This is a genomic window from Bacillus sp. R86525 (assembly GCF_042466195.1).
GTDB classification, from domain to species: Bacteria; Bacillota; Bacilli; order Bacillales; family Bacillaceae_G; genus Bacillus_A; species Bacillus_A nitratireducens.
Genome location: NZ_JAXHPX010000007.1, coordinates 1,508,909 through 1,524,299 on the forward strand (window position 1 = coordinate 1,508,909; position 15,391 = coordinate 1,524,299).

Sequence of the window (15,391 nt, forward strand, 5' to 3'; positions counted from 1 at the left end):
TCTCATTCTAAAAGGGATTTAAGATGACTAACTTTTAGAACGTGACTTGTTTTCCTGCCATTCACAAAAGCCTTTTTGGGGATGGTAGTCTCACTTTACTTTCTATAAAACAAAAGCATTATATCACCAATAATTATAGATGTATAGAAAAATCTTATTTTCAAGGTGAGTATGTTTAATAGTTATATTTTAAATACCGCAAAGAGGAAGACAATTCCATTGAAATGGATAAATGGTGTATAATGCAGAGTGGCTATAGTGAAGAATAAAAGGTTCTTTTAAAGGTAGCATAATGGAAAAAGAAAGAATACTGAATGAGGTGCAAAAATGGAATATCAATATCCACTTGATTACGATTGGTCAAATGAAGAAATGGTAGCTGTTGTAAAGTTTTATGAAACGATTGAAAAGGTATATGAAAAAGGAGTTTTGAGAGAAGACCTGATGGAATTATATCGTCGTTTTAAAGAAATTGTGCCATCGAAGGCAGCGGAGAAAAAAATTGATAAAGAATTTCAAGAAGTAAGTGGCTATTCTATATATCGTGCGATTCAAAAGGCAAAAGAGGTAGCGGAAAAAAAGATTGTAAAAATGTAAAAATATTTTGAAAATTAAAATACAAAGTGCTATAATGTGATAACAACTAAAAACGGACAATATAAATTGTCCGTTTTCTACTATCGATTTATCGATTAGAAATCGCATATAAAGGAAGGAGTGATTGCATCGTAGATTCAATCTTAGCAAGGAATTGTTCGTTGGCCATTGCTGAAAACTCCTCTGGTGATATATGAATACCAACTAATAATTCTGCTTTTTTCACAGTAGCTAAACGTTCAATCATCTTTTGTAAGTCTTCCGTTTCAAGCGTTTTATGTAATTTTACACCTGGTTTAGTATGGTCAATGGACCAAACGAAGTCATTTGGAATATTCGTTTTTAAATCATTTAAGTGTTCTAAGAAGGCGTGAGCCGTCTCCACTTTTTGTGGACACTCATAGATTAAACCAAAGTATATGAAAGCGTGAGTACCCCATAAACCAATTTGAAAATGTGGTAACATTTTATATCCACGTTTATTTGTTGAAAAAGCAACCCAAGTATCGTTTGGTGGATTGACTTTGCGGCGTGCGTGTTTGGCTACATGGTAGAAAAAGTTTTCATCGGTTTGTTTTGATAAGTATTCTGCAAACTGTTCCCCTAAAGCTTCTAGCTTAGGATGAATATTCGTTTTAATTGCGCTCATTCGTTCTTCAAGACCATCAACAGTAAAAACTTCAAAATCAGTTGATGTGAATGTTTGTAGTGGCATGATTGTTCCTCCAACTCCTATTTTGTTTTATTTTAGCATAGCTTGTACTATTCATAAAAAAAACAGCACAAAAAAATTTTAATAAAAAAATATAATTTTGTTGCATAGATGATTTATCCAACATAGTATAGTATAAAACAAAAAATCAGAAAATTGAATCAATTCTAGTCCGAGGGCAAACGAATATTGGGAGGAGGCAAATAATATGAGACAGGTGATTAATGCGTTAAAGAGAACAGATGCTGAAAAAAGAATTCCGGTGCTACGTTTGGAGCTAGATTATGAATTAGCAACTTTATATGATGCAATGATGGAGAATGACAAACAGAAAAAAGAAGAGTGCGTAGAAAAATTAGAAGTGTTAAGACTTGAAATGATTCGTTTAGAAGCGTAATAATAGTATATGAATAAAAAATTAGTTGGTGCGAACCTTATAAAGGGTTCGTTTTTTCTGTGAACAGTATAGATCGGAGTGTTTAAACATGCACGAGATATGGAAAGATATTGATACACACGCAAAACAGTGGATTCGAGAAGCGGGAGAACGTTTAATGGGATCGCTGAAAAAAGCACTTATTATAGAAACAAAATCTAATGCAGCGGATTTAGTAACAAACATGGATCGAGAGACGGAGCGGTTTTTAATTGGGAGAATTAAAGAAACATTCCCGGCCCATAATATTTTAGGAGAAGAAGGCTATGGAGATGAAATCACTTCTTCTAATGGGGTTGTTTGGTTAATTGATCCAATTGACGGCACGATGAACTTTGTTCACCAAAAAAGAAATTTCGCAATCTCAATTGGAATTTATGAGAACGGTATCGGAAAAATTGGCCTTATTTATGATCCAGTTCATGATGAATTATATCATGCGGTAAAGGGAGAAGGGGCCTTTTGTAATGATTTACCTATTCCCATGCTAGAAGAAGGAACAATAGAGCAGGGAATTATAGCTCTAAATGCGATATGGCTTACTGATAATCCATTGCTGAATACGAAAAAAATGATGAGGCTTGTTAAGAAAGCGAGAGGAACGAGGTCTTATGGTTGTGCTGCGCTAGAAATGGTATATGTTGCAACGGGAAGATTAGATGCGTATGTAACACCACGTTTATCGCCATGGGACTTTGGCGGGGGACAGATTATTGTAGAAGAAGTTGGCGGGAGAGTGACAACCTTCTCTGGAACTCCTCTTTCTATCATAGAGAAGAGCAGTGTGTTAGTTGCAAAACCAGGAGTATACGAAGAGGTATTCCTATTTGTATCGCAGTAACAAAAAAAGTAAGAGGCTATAAAAGAAGCTTCTTACTTTTTAACGTTATTGCGATTTACGCATTTTTCTTTTTGTTACAAAACCGTATCCAACTGTAACAAATGTGCCGATAATGCAAATAATAATACCAATGGGACTATTTTCAGCAACCATAATGCCGATACCGATTAAGAAAATAACACCGATAATTGCAGTTAATAAAAAGCGATATTGAATGTGTTCCATTTCTTCACCCTCCAATCTCATTTTACTTTCACAAAAGTAAGAATACAACTATATTTTCATTCTTGATTTTATTTTGATTGCCATAGTATCCCCTTCGCTCTTATAATAGAGAAGGATTAAAAAGACATTAGGAGTTGGACATGTTGAAAAAACGACAAGATTTACGAAATATAGCAATTATTGCCCACGTTGACCATGGTAAAACAACACTTGTTGACCAGTTATTACGTCAAGCGGGGACTTTCCGTGCAAACGAACACGTTGAAGAACGTGCAATGGATTCGAATGATCTAGAAAGAGAACGCGGTATTACAATTTTAGCAAAAAATACTGCGATTCACTATGAAGATAAACGAATTAACATTTTAGATACACCTGGTCACGCTGACTTCGGTGGAGAAGTAGAACGTATCATGAAAATGGTTGATGGTGTTCTGCTTGTTGTTGATGCATATGAAGGTTGTATGCCACAAACACGATTTGTTTTAAAGAAAGCTCTTGAGCAAAACTTAACGCCAATCGTTGTTGTAAACAAAATTGACCGTGACTTCGCTCGCCCTGATGAAGTAGTTGATGAAGTAGTTGACTTATTCATCGAACTTGGTGCAAACGAAGATCAATTAGAGTTCCCGGTTGTATTTGCATCAGCAATGAACGGAACAGCAAGCTTAGATTCAAATCCAGCAAACCAAGAAGAGAATATGAAATCATTGTTTGACACAATCATTGAACATATTCCAGCACCAGTTGATAACAGCGAAGAGCCACTTCAATTCCAAGTAGCGCTTCTTGATTACAATGACTATGTTGGTCGTATCGGGGTTGGACGTATATTCCGTGGTACAATGAAAGTAGGACAACAAGTTGCATTAATGAAGGTTGACGGAACTGTAAAACAATTCCGTGTAACTAAATTATTTGGTTATATTGGATTAAAACGACAAGAAATTGAAGAAGCAAAAGCTGGAGATTTAGTAGCTGTTTCAGGTATGGAAGACATTAACGTAGGTGAAACGGTATGTCCGGTTGAGCATGAAGAGGCTTTACCATTATTACGTATCGATGAGCCAACATTACAAATGACATTCCTTGTAAATAACAGCCCATTTGCAGGTCGTGAAGGTAAATTCATTACATCTCGTAAAATTGAAGAGCGTCTTCGTTCACAATTAGAAACAGATGTAAGTTTGCGTGTAGATAATACAGATTCTCCTGATGCATGGATCGTATCTGGACGCGGAGAATTACATTTATCTATCTTAATTGAAAACATGCGTCGTGAAGGTTATGAACTACAAGTATCTAAGCCTGAAGTAATTATTAAAGAAGTTGATGGCGTAAGATGTGAGCCTGTAGAGCGCGTGCAAATCGATGTGCCTGAAGAATACACAGGTTCTATTATGGAATCTATGGGTGCACGTAAAGGTGAAATGTTAGATATGGTGAATAACGGAAACGGTCAAGTTCGCCTTACTTTCATGGTTCCAGCACGTGGTTTAATTGGTTACACAACAGAATTCTTAACATTAACTCGTGGTTACGGTATTTTAAACCACACATTCGATTGCTACCAACCAGTACATGCTGGACAAGTGGGTGGACGTCGTCAAGGTGTTCTAGTTTCACTTGAAGCAGGAAAAGCATCACAATACGGTATTATGCAAGTTGAAGATCGCGGTGTAATCTTCGTTGAACCAGGTACAGAAGTATATGCTGGTATGATTGTTGGAGAACATACACGTGAGAATGATTTAACAGTTAACGTTGTAAAAATGAAACAACAAACGAACATTCGTTCTGCAACGAAAGATCAAACTTCAACAATGAAAAAACCACGCTTAATGACTTTAGAAGAGTCATTAGAGTACTTAAACGATGACGAGTTCTGTGAAGTAACTCCAGAATCAATTCGTCTACGTAAAAAGATTCTTGATAAGAGTGAGCGCGAAAGAGCTGCTAAGAAAAAGAAATCTGTAGAAGCGTAAAAATAAAAAAACAACTACCTTTATAAAAGGTAGTTGTTTTTTTATTTTGTTTATTTTTAGAATATTTATTCTTTTTTGTGGACAGTATTTTTTTTGCGAGTTACTCTTGTATTAAGTACATAAAGAAAATTTGTTTTTATGAGAAGGGAGGAAAGATAGTGTTAGAAAGAATGTCATTTTTCGCGAAATTGTGCAAAGTTGATGGAAATCCAGAACTAGGGATGTGGTTACTTTATGGAACAATTATTATATTGAGTGCACTTGTATATAATTTAGGATTTGCAAGGAAGCTATCAGTGCTAAAAAATATAGTAATATACATATCTTTAGCAATTGGATGCACGGTATTAACTTTCTTTGCAGTTTTTCTACCAGTTGGAGAGGGGCTCGTTGTAGCGGCGATTGTACTTGGAATTTATAGATTGCGTTTACGTCAAGCGAAACAACAAAAAGCAGGGTGAAAAGGGGGAGTTTCATGCGCTCGGTACAAGATGCACTATATAATTGGTTAACAATTAAAACTGTTGCGGAAGCGCGTCCAGATGATAGCGCTGCACAAGAAACGTATGTATTATTTCGAAATATGATATATGAAGAGCATAAATTACGAAATGTAGAAGTGGAAAAGAACGAGGAAATGTATTTAATTACATATGAAATTGATGGAGAAATAAGATGTGCAAGATTTCCAGTAGAAGCAATTGATTGTTTTTTGGATCAGATGAATCGTGAACCAGAAAAATACAAATAAGTCCTTATCTATATGATTAAGGACTTATTTACGGTTTACCAATCGTCTTCTACTTTTTTATCACGATATAATCGGAAATTACCACTTGCATGGCGTTCCATAGTACGCTCTGCAATGCGTTCCGTACATTCCATGCACATATATGTATGAATAGGGCGATTACGCAGTTTTTTTGCCATAGGATTTTCGTCATCTAACATATCTTTTTTATCACAAATCATACATCTGACTCTCATTTCGTCACCTCAATACGAATTCTATCAGTATAAGTATATCATGGAAGCATAATGTTTTTGAATAATAGCGGGAAAAAATAATATTTTCGCAATTCGAAAAATAAGTTATGATAGGGATATAGAAAGATTATTTGGAGGTGGAGATATGGCGAATGTAGTAGAGCCTACATTGACAGATGATTTAGTACAATCGTTACGTAAAGAGTGTATCGTTATGGTAGCAACGACAGATTTCGAAAAACAAATTCCTAACGTAAGTGCTATTTCTTGGGTATATGCAGTGAGTGAAACTAGTATTCGATTTGCGGTAGATCAACGCTCACGTATTGTGGAAAATATACGGCATAGTACAGGGGTAGTATTGACTATAATGGCGAATGAATCCGTATTTTCCATATGTGGTGAAGGTGAGATTTTAACAGATAGAATGGAAGGGATTCCTCTAAAATTAGCTGTAATAGAAGTGAATGTGCAAGAAGTTCGTGATGTTATGTTTTATGGAGCGAAACTTGCTACAGAACCAGTATATGAAAAAACATATGATCTTCGAGCTGCGAAAAAGCTGGATAATCAAGTGTTGGTAGGAATGAAAGAATTATAAATGGGATGAATAGGAAAGTCGTTCATTAACTTTTGTAATCGAGTATTGTGATTTAATGTGAAAAATAATAATTAAAAGTAATATATTGAATAGAAATGAATAAAAAATAAAGAAAAGGTTTAATTTCTATGAATTTCGATTCTACCTCGTTTATACGTTACATATAATTATAACAATGGTTCGTCCATATTTTATGGATGAAACCCTTGTTCTACAAATTTAAAAGTGGAGTCAGGGGGTAACAGGTTGGATAAAATTTATGTGTTAGATACGAATGTACTTTTGCAGGATCCTTTATCTATTTTTTCATTTGCAACAAATGAAGTAGTGATTCCAGCAGTTGTATTAGAAGAGGTTGATTCGAAAAAACGTTATATGGATGAAGTAGGACGAAATGCTCGTTATGTGTCTAAGTTAATAGATAAATTTCGCGAAATAGGAAAGCTGCATGAAAGTATTCCGTTAGAAAACGGCGGTACATTTCGTATTGAATTAAATCATCGCTCATTTGTTCAACTGCAAGATATTTTTGTAGAAAAAACAAATGATAATCGAATTTTAGCGGTAGCGAAAAACCTATCTTTAGAAGAACAAGAAAAAGAGGACGGGAAGTCTGTTATTTTAGTAAGTAAAGACGTGCTCGTAAGGGTAAAAGCTGATGCAATTGGTTTGAAGGCTGAAGATTATTTAAGTGACCGAGTAATAGAAGTGGAAAATATATATTCAGGATTTTTAGAAGGATATATATCCAAAGAACAATTGGATTATTTTTATGAAAAAGGTGAACTGCCTTTATCTGAAATCGCAAATCATCCTTTTTATCCAAATCAGTTTGTTGTAATGAAAGATGCACTAGGGGGCTCTAGTTCTGCACTTGGGATTGTGGATCATTTAGGTAAGAAGGTAAAGAAACTTATTTTTCACAATGAGCAAGTGTGGGGGATACGCCCACGAAACGTGCAGCAAATTATGGGATTAGAATTGTTGCTTCGGGAAGATATTCCACTTGTAACGTTAACAGGGAAAGCCGGTACAGGAAAAACGTTACTTGCATTAGCTTCGGGGCTCATGCAAACGGAAGATTTAGGGTTATATAAAAAGCTACTTGTTGCGAGACCAATCGTTCCAGTAGGAAAAGATATCGGTTATTTACCAGGAGAAAAAGAAGAAAAATTAAGACCGTGGATGCAGCCGATCTTTGATAATCTAGAGTATTTATTTAATACGAAAAAGCCTGGAGAGCTAGATGCTATTTTAGCTGGAATGGGTTCGATTGAAGTAGAGGCGCTTACGTATATACGTGGGAGAAGTATTCCAGACCAGTTCATTATAATTGATGAGGCACAAAATTTAACGAAGCATGAAGTAAAGACGATATTAACAAGAGTAGGCGAAAAAAGTAAGATTGTATTAATGGGAGATCCTCAGCAAATTGATCACCCGTATTTAGATGAATATAATAATGGCTTAACATATGTTGTAGAGAAGTTTAAAGAGCAACGTATTAGTGGTCATGTAAAATTTGTTAAAGGAGAGCGTTCTAATTTAGCTCAACTAGCAGCGGATTTATTATAAAAAGGAGTGGGCCTCAGCTCACTCCTTTTTTGCCTTTTAATTATACAATTTAAATGATAGTAAATTTACGGATGTTACGAATCGGATTTTGTCTATTAGATCCATCGTGGAAATATAGATGAACAGGCCCGTCTTCTCTTAATGGTTTACCTTCTTTTGAAAAACCGAGAATTGCTTGATTGGCTGTTTCTAACGGAAGTGTAATCGAATTGTCTGTGGTTTCAATTTCGACTTGAGTAGCACCTTCTAAAATTTCAGCATTTTTAAGAAATGGCTGAAGTGGTATACCAAATGTTCCGTTAATAAGCTGTTCTTTTTTATATTTCTTTACGCTTTGTTGGATTGGCGGGAAGGCAGCGCCATCACGGATTTCGCGATCCCAATGCTCTGAAGTATGTTTTAAGTATGTTTCTAATTCGGACGATTCTTCTCTAGTTTCATCAAAGTAAGTTGTCAAATCTAATTTTCGATCATCAAAAATCCAAACAGTTGGATCGATAGTGATTGGAAAACGTACTTTTCCATTAATAAATAAAATTTCGCTCATTGTTGTTCCCCCATTTGTGTTATACTCCCACTTTTCAGTATAATAGTATTAGACACTATTGTCACAAAAAATGTTTCTATTGCAATTTATTAAAACTATCGCTAATATTAATAGATAGAAGAGAGTTGGACGGAAACGGAGGGAATCAATTTGGCGTCTGAGACAGTATCAAATCATCAGGAAAAGGCACTTGCCCTTCTACAAGCGGATGCGGAGAAGATCTTAAGACTTATTAAGGTGCAAATGGACAATCTTACAATGCCGCAATGTCCATTATATGAAGAAGTGTTAGACACACAAATGTTTGGACTATCCCGAGAGGTCGATTTTGCGGTTCGTCTTGGTCTTATTGCAGAAGAACAAGGGAAAGCAATGTTAGGAGAGCTCGAACGTGAGTTATCTGCACTTCATGAAGCATTTACAAACAAACAACAATAACGGGTTCAAATAAGGGGGCTCAAACTGAAATAGTTTGGGCTTTTTATTTGTATAATAAAGCAGGAAGAACCTATATACATATGGAATACAACAATAATTAAATTGAAACAGAAAGAGGAAATGAAATGAAAAAAGTATGGAAATCGATGGATTATTCATTATTACTTCCTCTTGTTATCTTATGTGTGTTGGGAGTTATAATGGTATATAGTTCTAGTTCCATTGTTGCGATTTCAAGGCATAACTGGCCAGCAAATTACTTTTTTAAAAAACAATTAATTGCTCTAGCTATTGGAACGATAATGTTAGCGATTATCGTTGCTATTCCTTATAAGTTTTGGAGAAAGCGAATAGCTTTGATTGCAATGGGAATAGGGAGTATTGGTCTATTATTAGCAGCCTTGATTTTCGGTAAGGACGTAAATGGTGCAAAAGGATGGATATTAGGTATACAACCAGCTGAGTTTGTGAAAATAACGGTTATTATTACGTTAGCAAACTTTTTTGCTAAGAAACAAGAAACGCAAACAGCTTTTGTACAAGGGATAATTCCTCCTCTAGCTGTTGTCGGTGGAGCGATGGGATTAATTTTACTTCAAAATGACTTAGGGACCGATATACTAATAGGTGGAACTGTATTGATTATGTTCTTTTGTTCAGGAGTTAACGTTAATTTAAGTATAAAGCGATTCCTCTTAACGTCTATAATATGGATTCCAGCGCTATATTTTATTGGGAATTATATGTTAAGTCAGTACCAAAAAGCTCGCTTTTCAGTTTTTCTGGATCCATTTAACGATCCTCAGAATGATGGGTTCCAATTAATAAATTCTTTTATTGGAATTGCTTCAGGAGGGCTAAATGGTCGAGGATTAGGAAACAGTGTACAAAAATATGGATACTTACCAGAACCGCAAACAGATTTTATTATGGCAATTATATCTGAAGAGCTTGGTTTTATAGGTATAGCTGTCATTTTGATCTGTTTACTACTCATTATTATTCGTTCATTTAGAATTGCACAAAAGTGTAAAGATCCGTTTGGAAGTTTAATAGCAATTGGAATTGCAAGTTTGTTTGGAGTTCAAACTTTTATTAATGTCGGTGGTATGTCTGGGTTAATACCACTTACAGGGGTACCATTACCGTTTGTAAGTTATGGTGGTAGTTCTTTATTAGCTAATCTGCTTGCAATGGGTGTACTGTTAAATATCGCCAGTCATGTAAAACGACAAGAGAAACTACAAAATGAAATGAATACAGAAATAGGGCAAGGTGGACCACATCTTGTTGTTGTAAAATAAAAAGCACACTGGGATGAAGAACTCAGTGTGCTTTTTATTTCGTTCATTTTTAATGTGATATACTAATTCGTTATATCGATTAAAGATATATCATATTAAAAATAATGTGACATACAATATTGTTGTTAGAAAAGGAAGAGGTATGCTATACTATTTTTGTGAAACAAATTGATCAGAAAACTTATCATTTGTTGAAAAATAAGGTATGATGGATAAAAATAAAGTGAAGCTTTCTAAGTATAATATAATGTAGAAAGTGAAGAACTTCACGCTCTTTAGAGTGTGTATGTATTTTATCTCTAGAGTGGTAGGAAAATAGAGGGGGAAAATCATGACAAAGCTGCAACGTATTCAAAAAGTATTGGTAGCTAACCGTGGAGAGATTGCAATTCGTGTGTTCCGAGCATGTTCAGAACTTGGATTAAACACAGTTGCAATTTATTCGAAAGAGGATAGCGGTTCTTATCATCGCTATAAAGCGGATGAGTCCTATTTAGTTGGGGAAGGGAAAAAACCAATTGATGCTTATCTAGATATTGAAGGCATTATTGAGATTGCGAAAAGTAATCATGTAGATGCAATCCACCCTGGATATGGTTTCTTGTCAGAAAATATTCAATTCGCAAAACGATGTGAAGAAGAAGGAATTATCTTTATCGGTCCAAAAAGTAAGCACTTAGATATGTTTGGAGATAAAGTTAAAGCAAGAACACAAGCGCAGTTAGCACAAATTCCAGTTATTCCTGGTAGTGATGGTCCAGTAAATTCAATAGAAGAAGTCGCAGAATTTGCTGAAAAGTATGATTACCCGATTATTATTAAAGCATCGCTTGGTGGTGGCGGTCGCGGTATGCGTATAGTACGTGCTAGTGAAGAATTAAGAGAATCGTATAATCGCGCGAAATCAGAAGCAAAAGCAGCCTTTGGTAATGATGAAGTATACGTTGAAAAATTCGTTGAAAAACCTAAACATATAGAAGTACAAATTTTAGCAGATGAAGAAGGTAACGTTGTTCACTTATTCGAGCGTGACTGCTCTGTGCAACGTCGCCATCAAAAAGTTGTCGAAATCGCACCAAGCGTGTCGCTTTCAGATGATTTGCGTCAACGTATTTGTGATGCTGCTGTTAAGTTAACGAAAAATGTAAACTATTTAAATGCAGGAACGGTAGAATTCCTTGTAAAAGGTGATGAGTTTTACTTCATTGAAGTAAACCCACGTGTTCAAGTTGAACATACGATTACAGAGATGATTACAGGAGTGGATATCGTTCAATCGCAAATTTTAATAGCTGATGGACATGCATTACATAGCAAAATGGTAGGTGTTCCTAAGCAAGAGGAAGTGGTTGTGCATGGATTTGCAATCCAATCTCGTGTAACGACTGAAGACCCACTAAATAATTTCATGCCGGATACAGGGAAAATTATGGCGTACCGATCAGGCGGTGGTTTTGGTGTTCGCCTTGATACAGGCAATAGTTTCCAAGGTGCAGTTATTACACCGTACTACGATTCTTTACTTGTAAAAGTTACTACTTGGGCACTTACTTTTGAACAAGCCGCTGCAAAAATGGAACGTAACTTAAAAGAATTCCGTATTCGTGGTATTAAAACAAATATTCCATTCCTAGAGAATGTAGTAAAACATAAAAACTTCTTATCAGGAGAATATGACACTTCATTTATTGACGCGTCACCTGAACTATTCTTGTTCCCGAAACGTAAAGACCGAGGAACAAAAATGTTAAATTATATTGGTACAGTAACAGTAAATGGCTTCCCAGGAGTAGGGAAAAAAGAGAAACCAATTTTCCCAGATGCTCGTATACCAAATGTGATACACTCAGAGCCAATCCAAAATGGAACGAAACAAATTTTGGATGAGCGTGGAGCGGATGGATTAGTAAAGTGGGTACAAGATCAAAAGCGTGTACTTTTAACTGATACAACATTCCGTGATGCACATCAGTCATTACTTGCAACTCGTGTTCGTACAAAAGATTTACATCACATTGCAGAGCCGACAGCGAGAATGTTACCAAACTTATTCTCAGCGGAAATGTGGGGCGGTGCAACGTTTGATGTTGCATATCGTTTCTTGAAAGAAGATCCATGGGAACGATTACTAGATCTTCGTGAAAAAATGCCAAATGTTTTATTCCAAATGTTACTTCGTTCTTCAAACGCAGTAGGTTACAAAAACTATCCAGATAATTTAATTCAAAAATTTGTGGAATGTTCTGCTCAAGCTGGAATTGATGTCTTCCGTATTTTTGATAGCTTAAACTGGGTAGAAGGTATGAGAGTTGCGATTGATGCTGTACGAGATACTGGTAAAATTGCAGAAGCGACAATGTGTTACACAGGAGATATTCATGACCCGTTACGTAGTAAATACGATTTAAATTATTATAAAAACTTAGCAAAAGAGTTGGAAGTATCAGGAGCTCACATTTTAGGAATTAAAGATATGGCGGGCTTACTAAAGCCAAACGCAGCATATGATTTAGTTTCAGCATTAAAAGAGACGGTGTCGATTCCAATTCACCTGCACACACACGATACGAGCGGAAATGGTATTTTAACGTATACAAAGGCAATTGAAGCAGGTGTTGATATTGTCGATGTAGCGGTGAGTTCAATGGCTGGTCAAACGTCACAACCAAGTGCGAATACACTATACTATGCGTTAGGTGGAAACGAAAGACAGCCAGATGTTAATATAGACTCATTAGAAAAACTATCTCATTATTGGGAAGATGTACGAAAATACTATGCTCCATTTGAAAGTGGTATGAATGCTCCTCACACAGAGGTATATATGCATGAAATGCCGGGCGGACAGTATAGTAATCTTCAACAACAAGCGAAAGCGGTTGGCTTAGGAGATCGCTTTGATGAAGTTAAAGTGATGTATCGCCGTGTTAATGATATGTTTGGCGATATTGTAAAAGTAACACCATCATCTAAAGTTGTCGGTGATATGGCATTATTTATGGTTCAAAATCACCTAACAGAACAAGATATTTTAGAGCGTGGACATTCTATGGACTTCCCAGGATCTGTTGTTGAAATGTTCTCGGGAGATTTAGGACAACCATATGGTGGTTTCCCGAAAAAATTACAAGAAATAATTTTAAAAGGGAAAGAGCCATTAACAGTAAGACCAGGTGAATTATTAGAGCCAGTAAATTTCGATGCTTTACAAGAAGAGTTATTCCATAAACTTGGACGCGAAGTGACGATTTTTGATGTAGTCGCATATGCGTTGTATCCAAAAGTATTTATGGACTACGAAAAAGTTGCTGAGCTTTATGGAAACGTATCTGTGCTTGATACACCGACATTCTTCTATGGAATGAGACTAGGTGAAGAAATCGATGTGGAAATCGAACAAGGTAAAACATTGATGGTTAAACTAGTATCAATCGGGGAGCCTCAGCCAGATGGAAACCGTGTACTTTACTTGGAGTTTAACGGTCAACCACGTGAGATTGTTGTGAAAGACGAAAGTGTAAAAGCAACAGTTGCACAACGTGTGAAAGGGAATCGTGAAAATCCAAACCATATTAGTGCAACAATGCCAGGGACAGTTATTAAAGTAGTTGTAAAAGAAGGCGATGAAGTGAAAAAAGGCGATTCTATGGCAATTACAGAAGCGATGAAAATGGAAACGACAGTTCAAGCGCCGTTCAATGGTAAAGTGAAGAAGGTATATGTTAATGATGGTGATGCAATTCAAACGGGTGACTTACTCATTGAGTTAGATCACTAAAATAAAGAAAAGAGCTGTGTGAAAGCAGCTCTTTTTTTAGTACAAATAATCCCTTGCCGAATTGGCAAGGGATTAAAGTTTTACTTTGTTTTATTTTGCTTAGAATTCAATTCAGCTTCTTTTGCATTGACCGTACTTCTTGTACCTAACATAACTAAATAGCACAGTACAGCAAACAAGCAAGAAATGAAGAGAGAATGTAATAATGCCATTGATAAACTAGCATTTGTAAATACGACTAAAACTCCCACTACAGCTTGAAGTGTAACAAGGATAAATGAAATAATCCATCCCCAGTATACTACAGGTTGTTGCTTGTAATGGCGAATAGCGATAATCATCGCATATAGTATCCAAGCGAAAATTAACATCGCTGCAACTCTATGCCCCATTTGAACCCACTCATGTAGTTGAGTTGGCATAGGTCTATTTTTGCTACATAAAGGGAAGTCTGGACAGGCTAAGCTTGCTCGTTCGTGACGTACTAGAGCTCCTGTGTAGACAACAATATAACTGTAAATTGTTACACCGTAAATATGAAATTTCATTTTTTTGTCCATAATAAGAGAACGTGCATCGAATTTTTGATCAATTTCAAAAATAAGACACGTTAACAAGATAACAGAAGCAAATGAAATTAAGGAAATACCAAAGTGAATAGCTAATACAGCAGGCATTTGTCCCCAAACAACTGCCGCCGCTCCCATTAATGCTTGGGCCACTAAAAATACGAAGGATAAAATTGCTAACGTCTTTGTTTCGCGCACATGTTTATAATATTTCCAGGACAAAATACAAAGAAGAGTAACAAGGATTCCTGCTGACCCTGATGTAAGGCGGTGACTTAGCTCAATAATAGTTTCCATTGATAAATTAGATGGAATCAATTCACCGTTACAAAGTGGCCATGATTTACCGCATCCTTGGCCTGACCCTGTTTTTGTAACTAAAGCGCCTCCTAGTAAAACTATTAGTAAATCGAGACTTGTAATGACTGCTAACCATTTAATAAAGCGTTGCAATCTCTTTCACCATCTTTCTGCTATGAAGTTATTGCGAAATATTTTCATTCCATTATGTATAGAATAAAACGTGCCACAGTCCTATGATATATAAAAAATAATAAAATAGCAAAGAAATGAAGGGTGAGGGCAATGTACGTATCGCGAAGAAAAAAATGGGAATTAACATACATATTTTGGGTGAAAATAAGGAGATTTTAAAAAGAAATAGGGAGAATACATGCTAAATATGACAAAATAGTTTATTATAGAAGATAACATCGTGTTATGATAAGGATAGAGTAGAATAAAGTTTTTTAACATTCGACACAAAAAGTTCATGTTTTCTTCACAAAATGTTCGG

General features: G+C 35.8%; 16 protein-coding genes. 11 read left to right on the forward strand and 5 right to left on the reverse strand.

The features are described 5' to 3' along the window. Nucleotides 1-327: 327 nt before the first annotated feature. A complete protein-coding gene (locus SJY24_RS10480) occupies nt 328-597 on the forward strand; it encodes a UPF0223 family protein (protein ID WP_377864593.1) in 270 nt (89 codons plus the stop codon). Nucleotides 598-685: 88 nt separating this feature from the next. Here SJY24_RS10480 and SJY24_RS10485 read toward each other — a convergent pair whose 3' ends face one another. Then, complete coding sequence (locus SJY24_RS10485; RefSeq protein ID WP_377864594.1) at nt 686-1,312, reverse strand: YktB family protein; 627 nt, start codon at nt 1,310-1,312, stop codon at nt 686-688. 205 nt (nt 1,313-1,517) lie between these two features. On the opposite strand from SJY24_RS10485, the gene SJY24_RS10490 reads away from it, so the two are divergent. Further along, nucleotides 1,518-1,706 (forward strand): hypothetical protein, encoded by a 189-nt coding sequence (locus tag SJY24_RS10490; RefSeq protein WP_001250167.1) that lies wholly within the window; start codon nt 1,518-1,520, stop codon nt 1,704-1,706. Between the two features lie 88 nt (nt 1,707-1,794). Continuing rightward, on the forward strand, nt 1,795-2,586 hold the full coding sequence (locus SJY24_RS10495; protein ID WP_377864595.1) for an inositol monophosphatase family protein: 792 nt from the start codon (nt 1,795-1,797) through the stop codon (nt 2,584-2,586). 45 nt (nt 2,587-2,631) lie between these two features. Here the strand turns inward: SJY24_RS10495 and SJY24_RS10500 are convergent, their stop codons facing one another. Further along, a complete protein-coding gene (locus SJY24_RS10500) occupies nt 2,632-2,811 on the reverse strand; it encodes a DUF5325 family protein (protein ID WP_000400129.1) in 180 nt (59 codons plus the stop codon). Between the two features lie 140 nt (nt 2,812-2,951). Here SJY24_RS10500 and typA point away from each other — a divergent pair, with 140 nt between their 5' ends. The 3 genes from typA (at nt 2,952) to SJY24_RS10515 (ending at nt 5,547) form a co-directional block, all read left to right on the forward strand. Then, nucleotides 2,952-4,796 (forward strand): translational GTPase TypA, encoded by a 1,845-nt coding sequence (typA, locus tag SJY24_RS10505; RefSeq protein ID WP_377864596.1) that lies wholly within the window; start codon nt 2,952-2,954, stop codon nt 4,794-4,796. A 158-nt stretch (nt 4,797-4,954) separates the two neighbouring features. Further along, nucleotides 4,955-5,257 (forward strand): YlaH-like family protein, encoded by a 303-nt coding sequence (locus tag SJY24_RS10510; RefSeq protein WP_098235792.1) that lies wholly within the window; start codon nt 4,955-4,957, stop codon nt 5,255-5,257. Nucleotides 5,258-5,271: 14 nt separating this feature from the next. Next, complete coding sequence (locus tag SJY24_RS10515) at nt 5,272-5,547, forward strand: hypothetical protein (protein WP_002033723.1); 276 nt, start codon at nt 5,272-5,274, stop codon at nt 5,545-5,547. A 35-nt stretch (nt 5,548-5,582) separates the two neighbouring features. Here SJY24_RS10515 and SJY24_RS10520 read toward each other — a convergent pair whose 3' ends face one another. Then, nucleotides 5,583-5,783: a YlaI family protein gene (locus SJY24_RS10520; RefSeq protein ID WP_002094429.1), complete on the reverse strand. Its 201-nt coding sequence runs from the start codon at nt 5,781-5,783 to the stop codon at nt 5,583-5,585. A 145-nt stretch (nt 5,784-5,928) separates the two neighbouring features. Between SJY24_RS10520 and SJY24_RS10525 the strand changes: the two genes are divergently transcribed. Both SJY24_RS10525 and SJY24_RS10530 read left to right on the forward strand, forming a co-directional pair. Beyond that, nucleotides 5,929-6,384 (forward strand): PNPOx family protein, encoded by a 456-nt coding sequence (locus SJY24_RS10525; RefSeq protein ID WP_377864597.1) that lies wholly within the window; start codon nt 5,929-5,931, stop codon nt 6,382-6,384. A gap of 246 nt (nt 6,385-6,630) precedes the next feature. Next, complete coding sequence (locus SJY24_RS10530) at nt 6,631-7,959, forward strand: PhoH family protein (protein WP_002066912.1); 1,329 nt, start codon at nt 6,631-6,633, stop codon at nt 7,957-7,959. Between the two features lie 49 nt (nt 7,960-8,008). Here the strand turns inward: SJY24_RS10530 and SJY24_RS10535 are convergent, their stop codons facing one another. Further along, a complete protein-coding gene (locus SJY24_RS10535) occupies nt 8,009-8,506 on the reverse strand; it encodes a hypothetical protein (protein WP_001289780.1) in 498 nt (165 codons plus the stop codon). Between the two features lie 150 nt (nt 8,507-8,656). Between SJY24_RS10535 and SJY24_RS10540 the strand changes: the two genes are divergently transcribed. The 3 genes from SJY24_RS10540 (at nt 8,657) to pyc (ending at nt 14,026) form a co-directional block, all read left to right on the forward strand. Further along, nucleotides 8,657-8,944: an Fpa/YlaN family protein gene (locus tag SJY24_RS10540; protein ID WP_000135698.1), complete on the forward strand. Its 288-nt coding sequence runs from the start codon at nt 8,657-8,659 to the stop codon at nt 8,942-8,944. 125 nt (nt 8,945-9,069) lie between these two features. Next, nucleotides 9,070-10,248 (forward strand): putative lipid II flippase FtsW, encoded by a 1,179-nt coding sequence (ftsW, locus tag SJY24_RS10545; protein ID WP_377864598.1) that lies wholly within the window; start codon nt 9,070-9,072, stop codon nt 10,246-10,248. A 331-nt stretch (nt 10,249-10,579) separates the two neighbouring features. Continuing rightward, nucleotides 10,580-14,026 carry a pyruvate carboxylase gene (gene pyc, locus SJY24_RS10550; RefSeq protein ID WP_377864599.1) on the forward strand — a complete coding sequence of 1,149 codons (3,447 nt, stop codon included), beginning with the start codon at nt 10,580-10,582 and terminating at the stop codon, nt 14,024-14,026. 80 nt (nt 14,027-14,106) lie between these two features. Here pyc and ctaA read toward each other — a convergent pair whose 3' ends face one another. Further along, nucleotides 14,107-15,048, reverse strand: coding sequence for a heme A synthase (gene ctaA, locus SJY24_RS10555; protein WP_001188748.1), 942 nt, complete (start codon nt 15,046-15,048; stop codon nt 14,107-14,109). Nucleotides 15,049-15,391 lie beyond the last annotated feature (343 nt).

Coding starts and splice junctions, on each gene's coding strand:
- SJY24_RS10480 (WP_377864593.1), top strand. CDS start 328: ATGGAATATCAATATCCACTTGATTACGATTGGTCAAATGAAGAAATG.
- SJY24_RS10485 (WP_377864594.1), bottom strand. CDS start 1,312: ATGCCACTACAAACATTCACATCAACTGATTTTGAAGTTTTTACTGTT.
- SJY24_RS10490 (WP_001250167.1), top strand. CDS start 1,518: ATGAGACAGGTGATTAATGCGTTAAAGAGAACAGATGCTGAAAAAAGA.
- SJY24_RS10495 (WP_377864595.1), top strand. CDS start 1,795: ATGCACGAGATATGGAAAGATATTGATACACACGCAAAACAGTGGATT.
- SJY24_RS10500 (WP_000400129.1), bottom strand. CDS start 2,811: ATGGAACACATTCAATATCGCTTTTTATTAACTGCAATTATCGGTGTT.
- typA (WP_377864596.1), top strand. CDS start 2,952: ATGTTGAAAAAACGACAAGATTTACGAAATATAGCAATTATTGCCCAC.
- SJY24_RS10515 (WP_002033723.1), top strand. CDS start 5,272: ATGCGCTCGGTACAAGATGCACTATATAATTGGTTAACAATTAAAACT.
- SJY24_RS10520 (WP_002094429.1), bottom strand. CDS start 5,783: ATGAGAGTCAGATGTATGATTTGTGATAAAAAAGATATGTTAGATGAC.
- SJY24_RS10525 (WP_377864597.1), top strand. CDS start 5,929: ATGGCGAATGTAGTAGAGCCTACATTGACAGATGATTTAGTACAATCG.
- SJY24_RS10535 (WP_001289780.1), bottom strand. CDS start 8,506: ATGAGCGAAATTTTATTTATTAATGGAAAAGTACGTTTTCCAATCACT.
- ftsW (WP_377864598.1), top strand. CDS start 9,070: ATGAAAAAAGTATGGAAATCGATGGATTATTCATTATTACTTCCTCTT.
- pyc (WP_377864599.1), top strand. CDS start 10,580: ATGACAAAGCTGCAACGTATTCAAAAAGTATTGGTAGCTAACCGTGGA.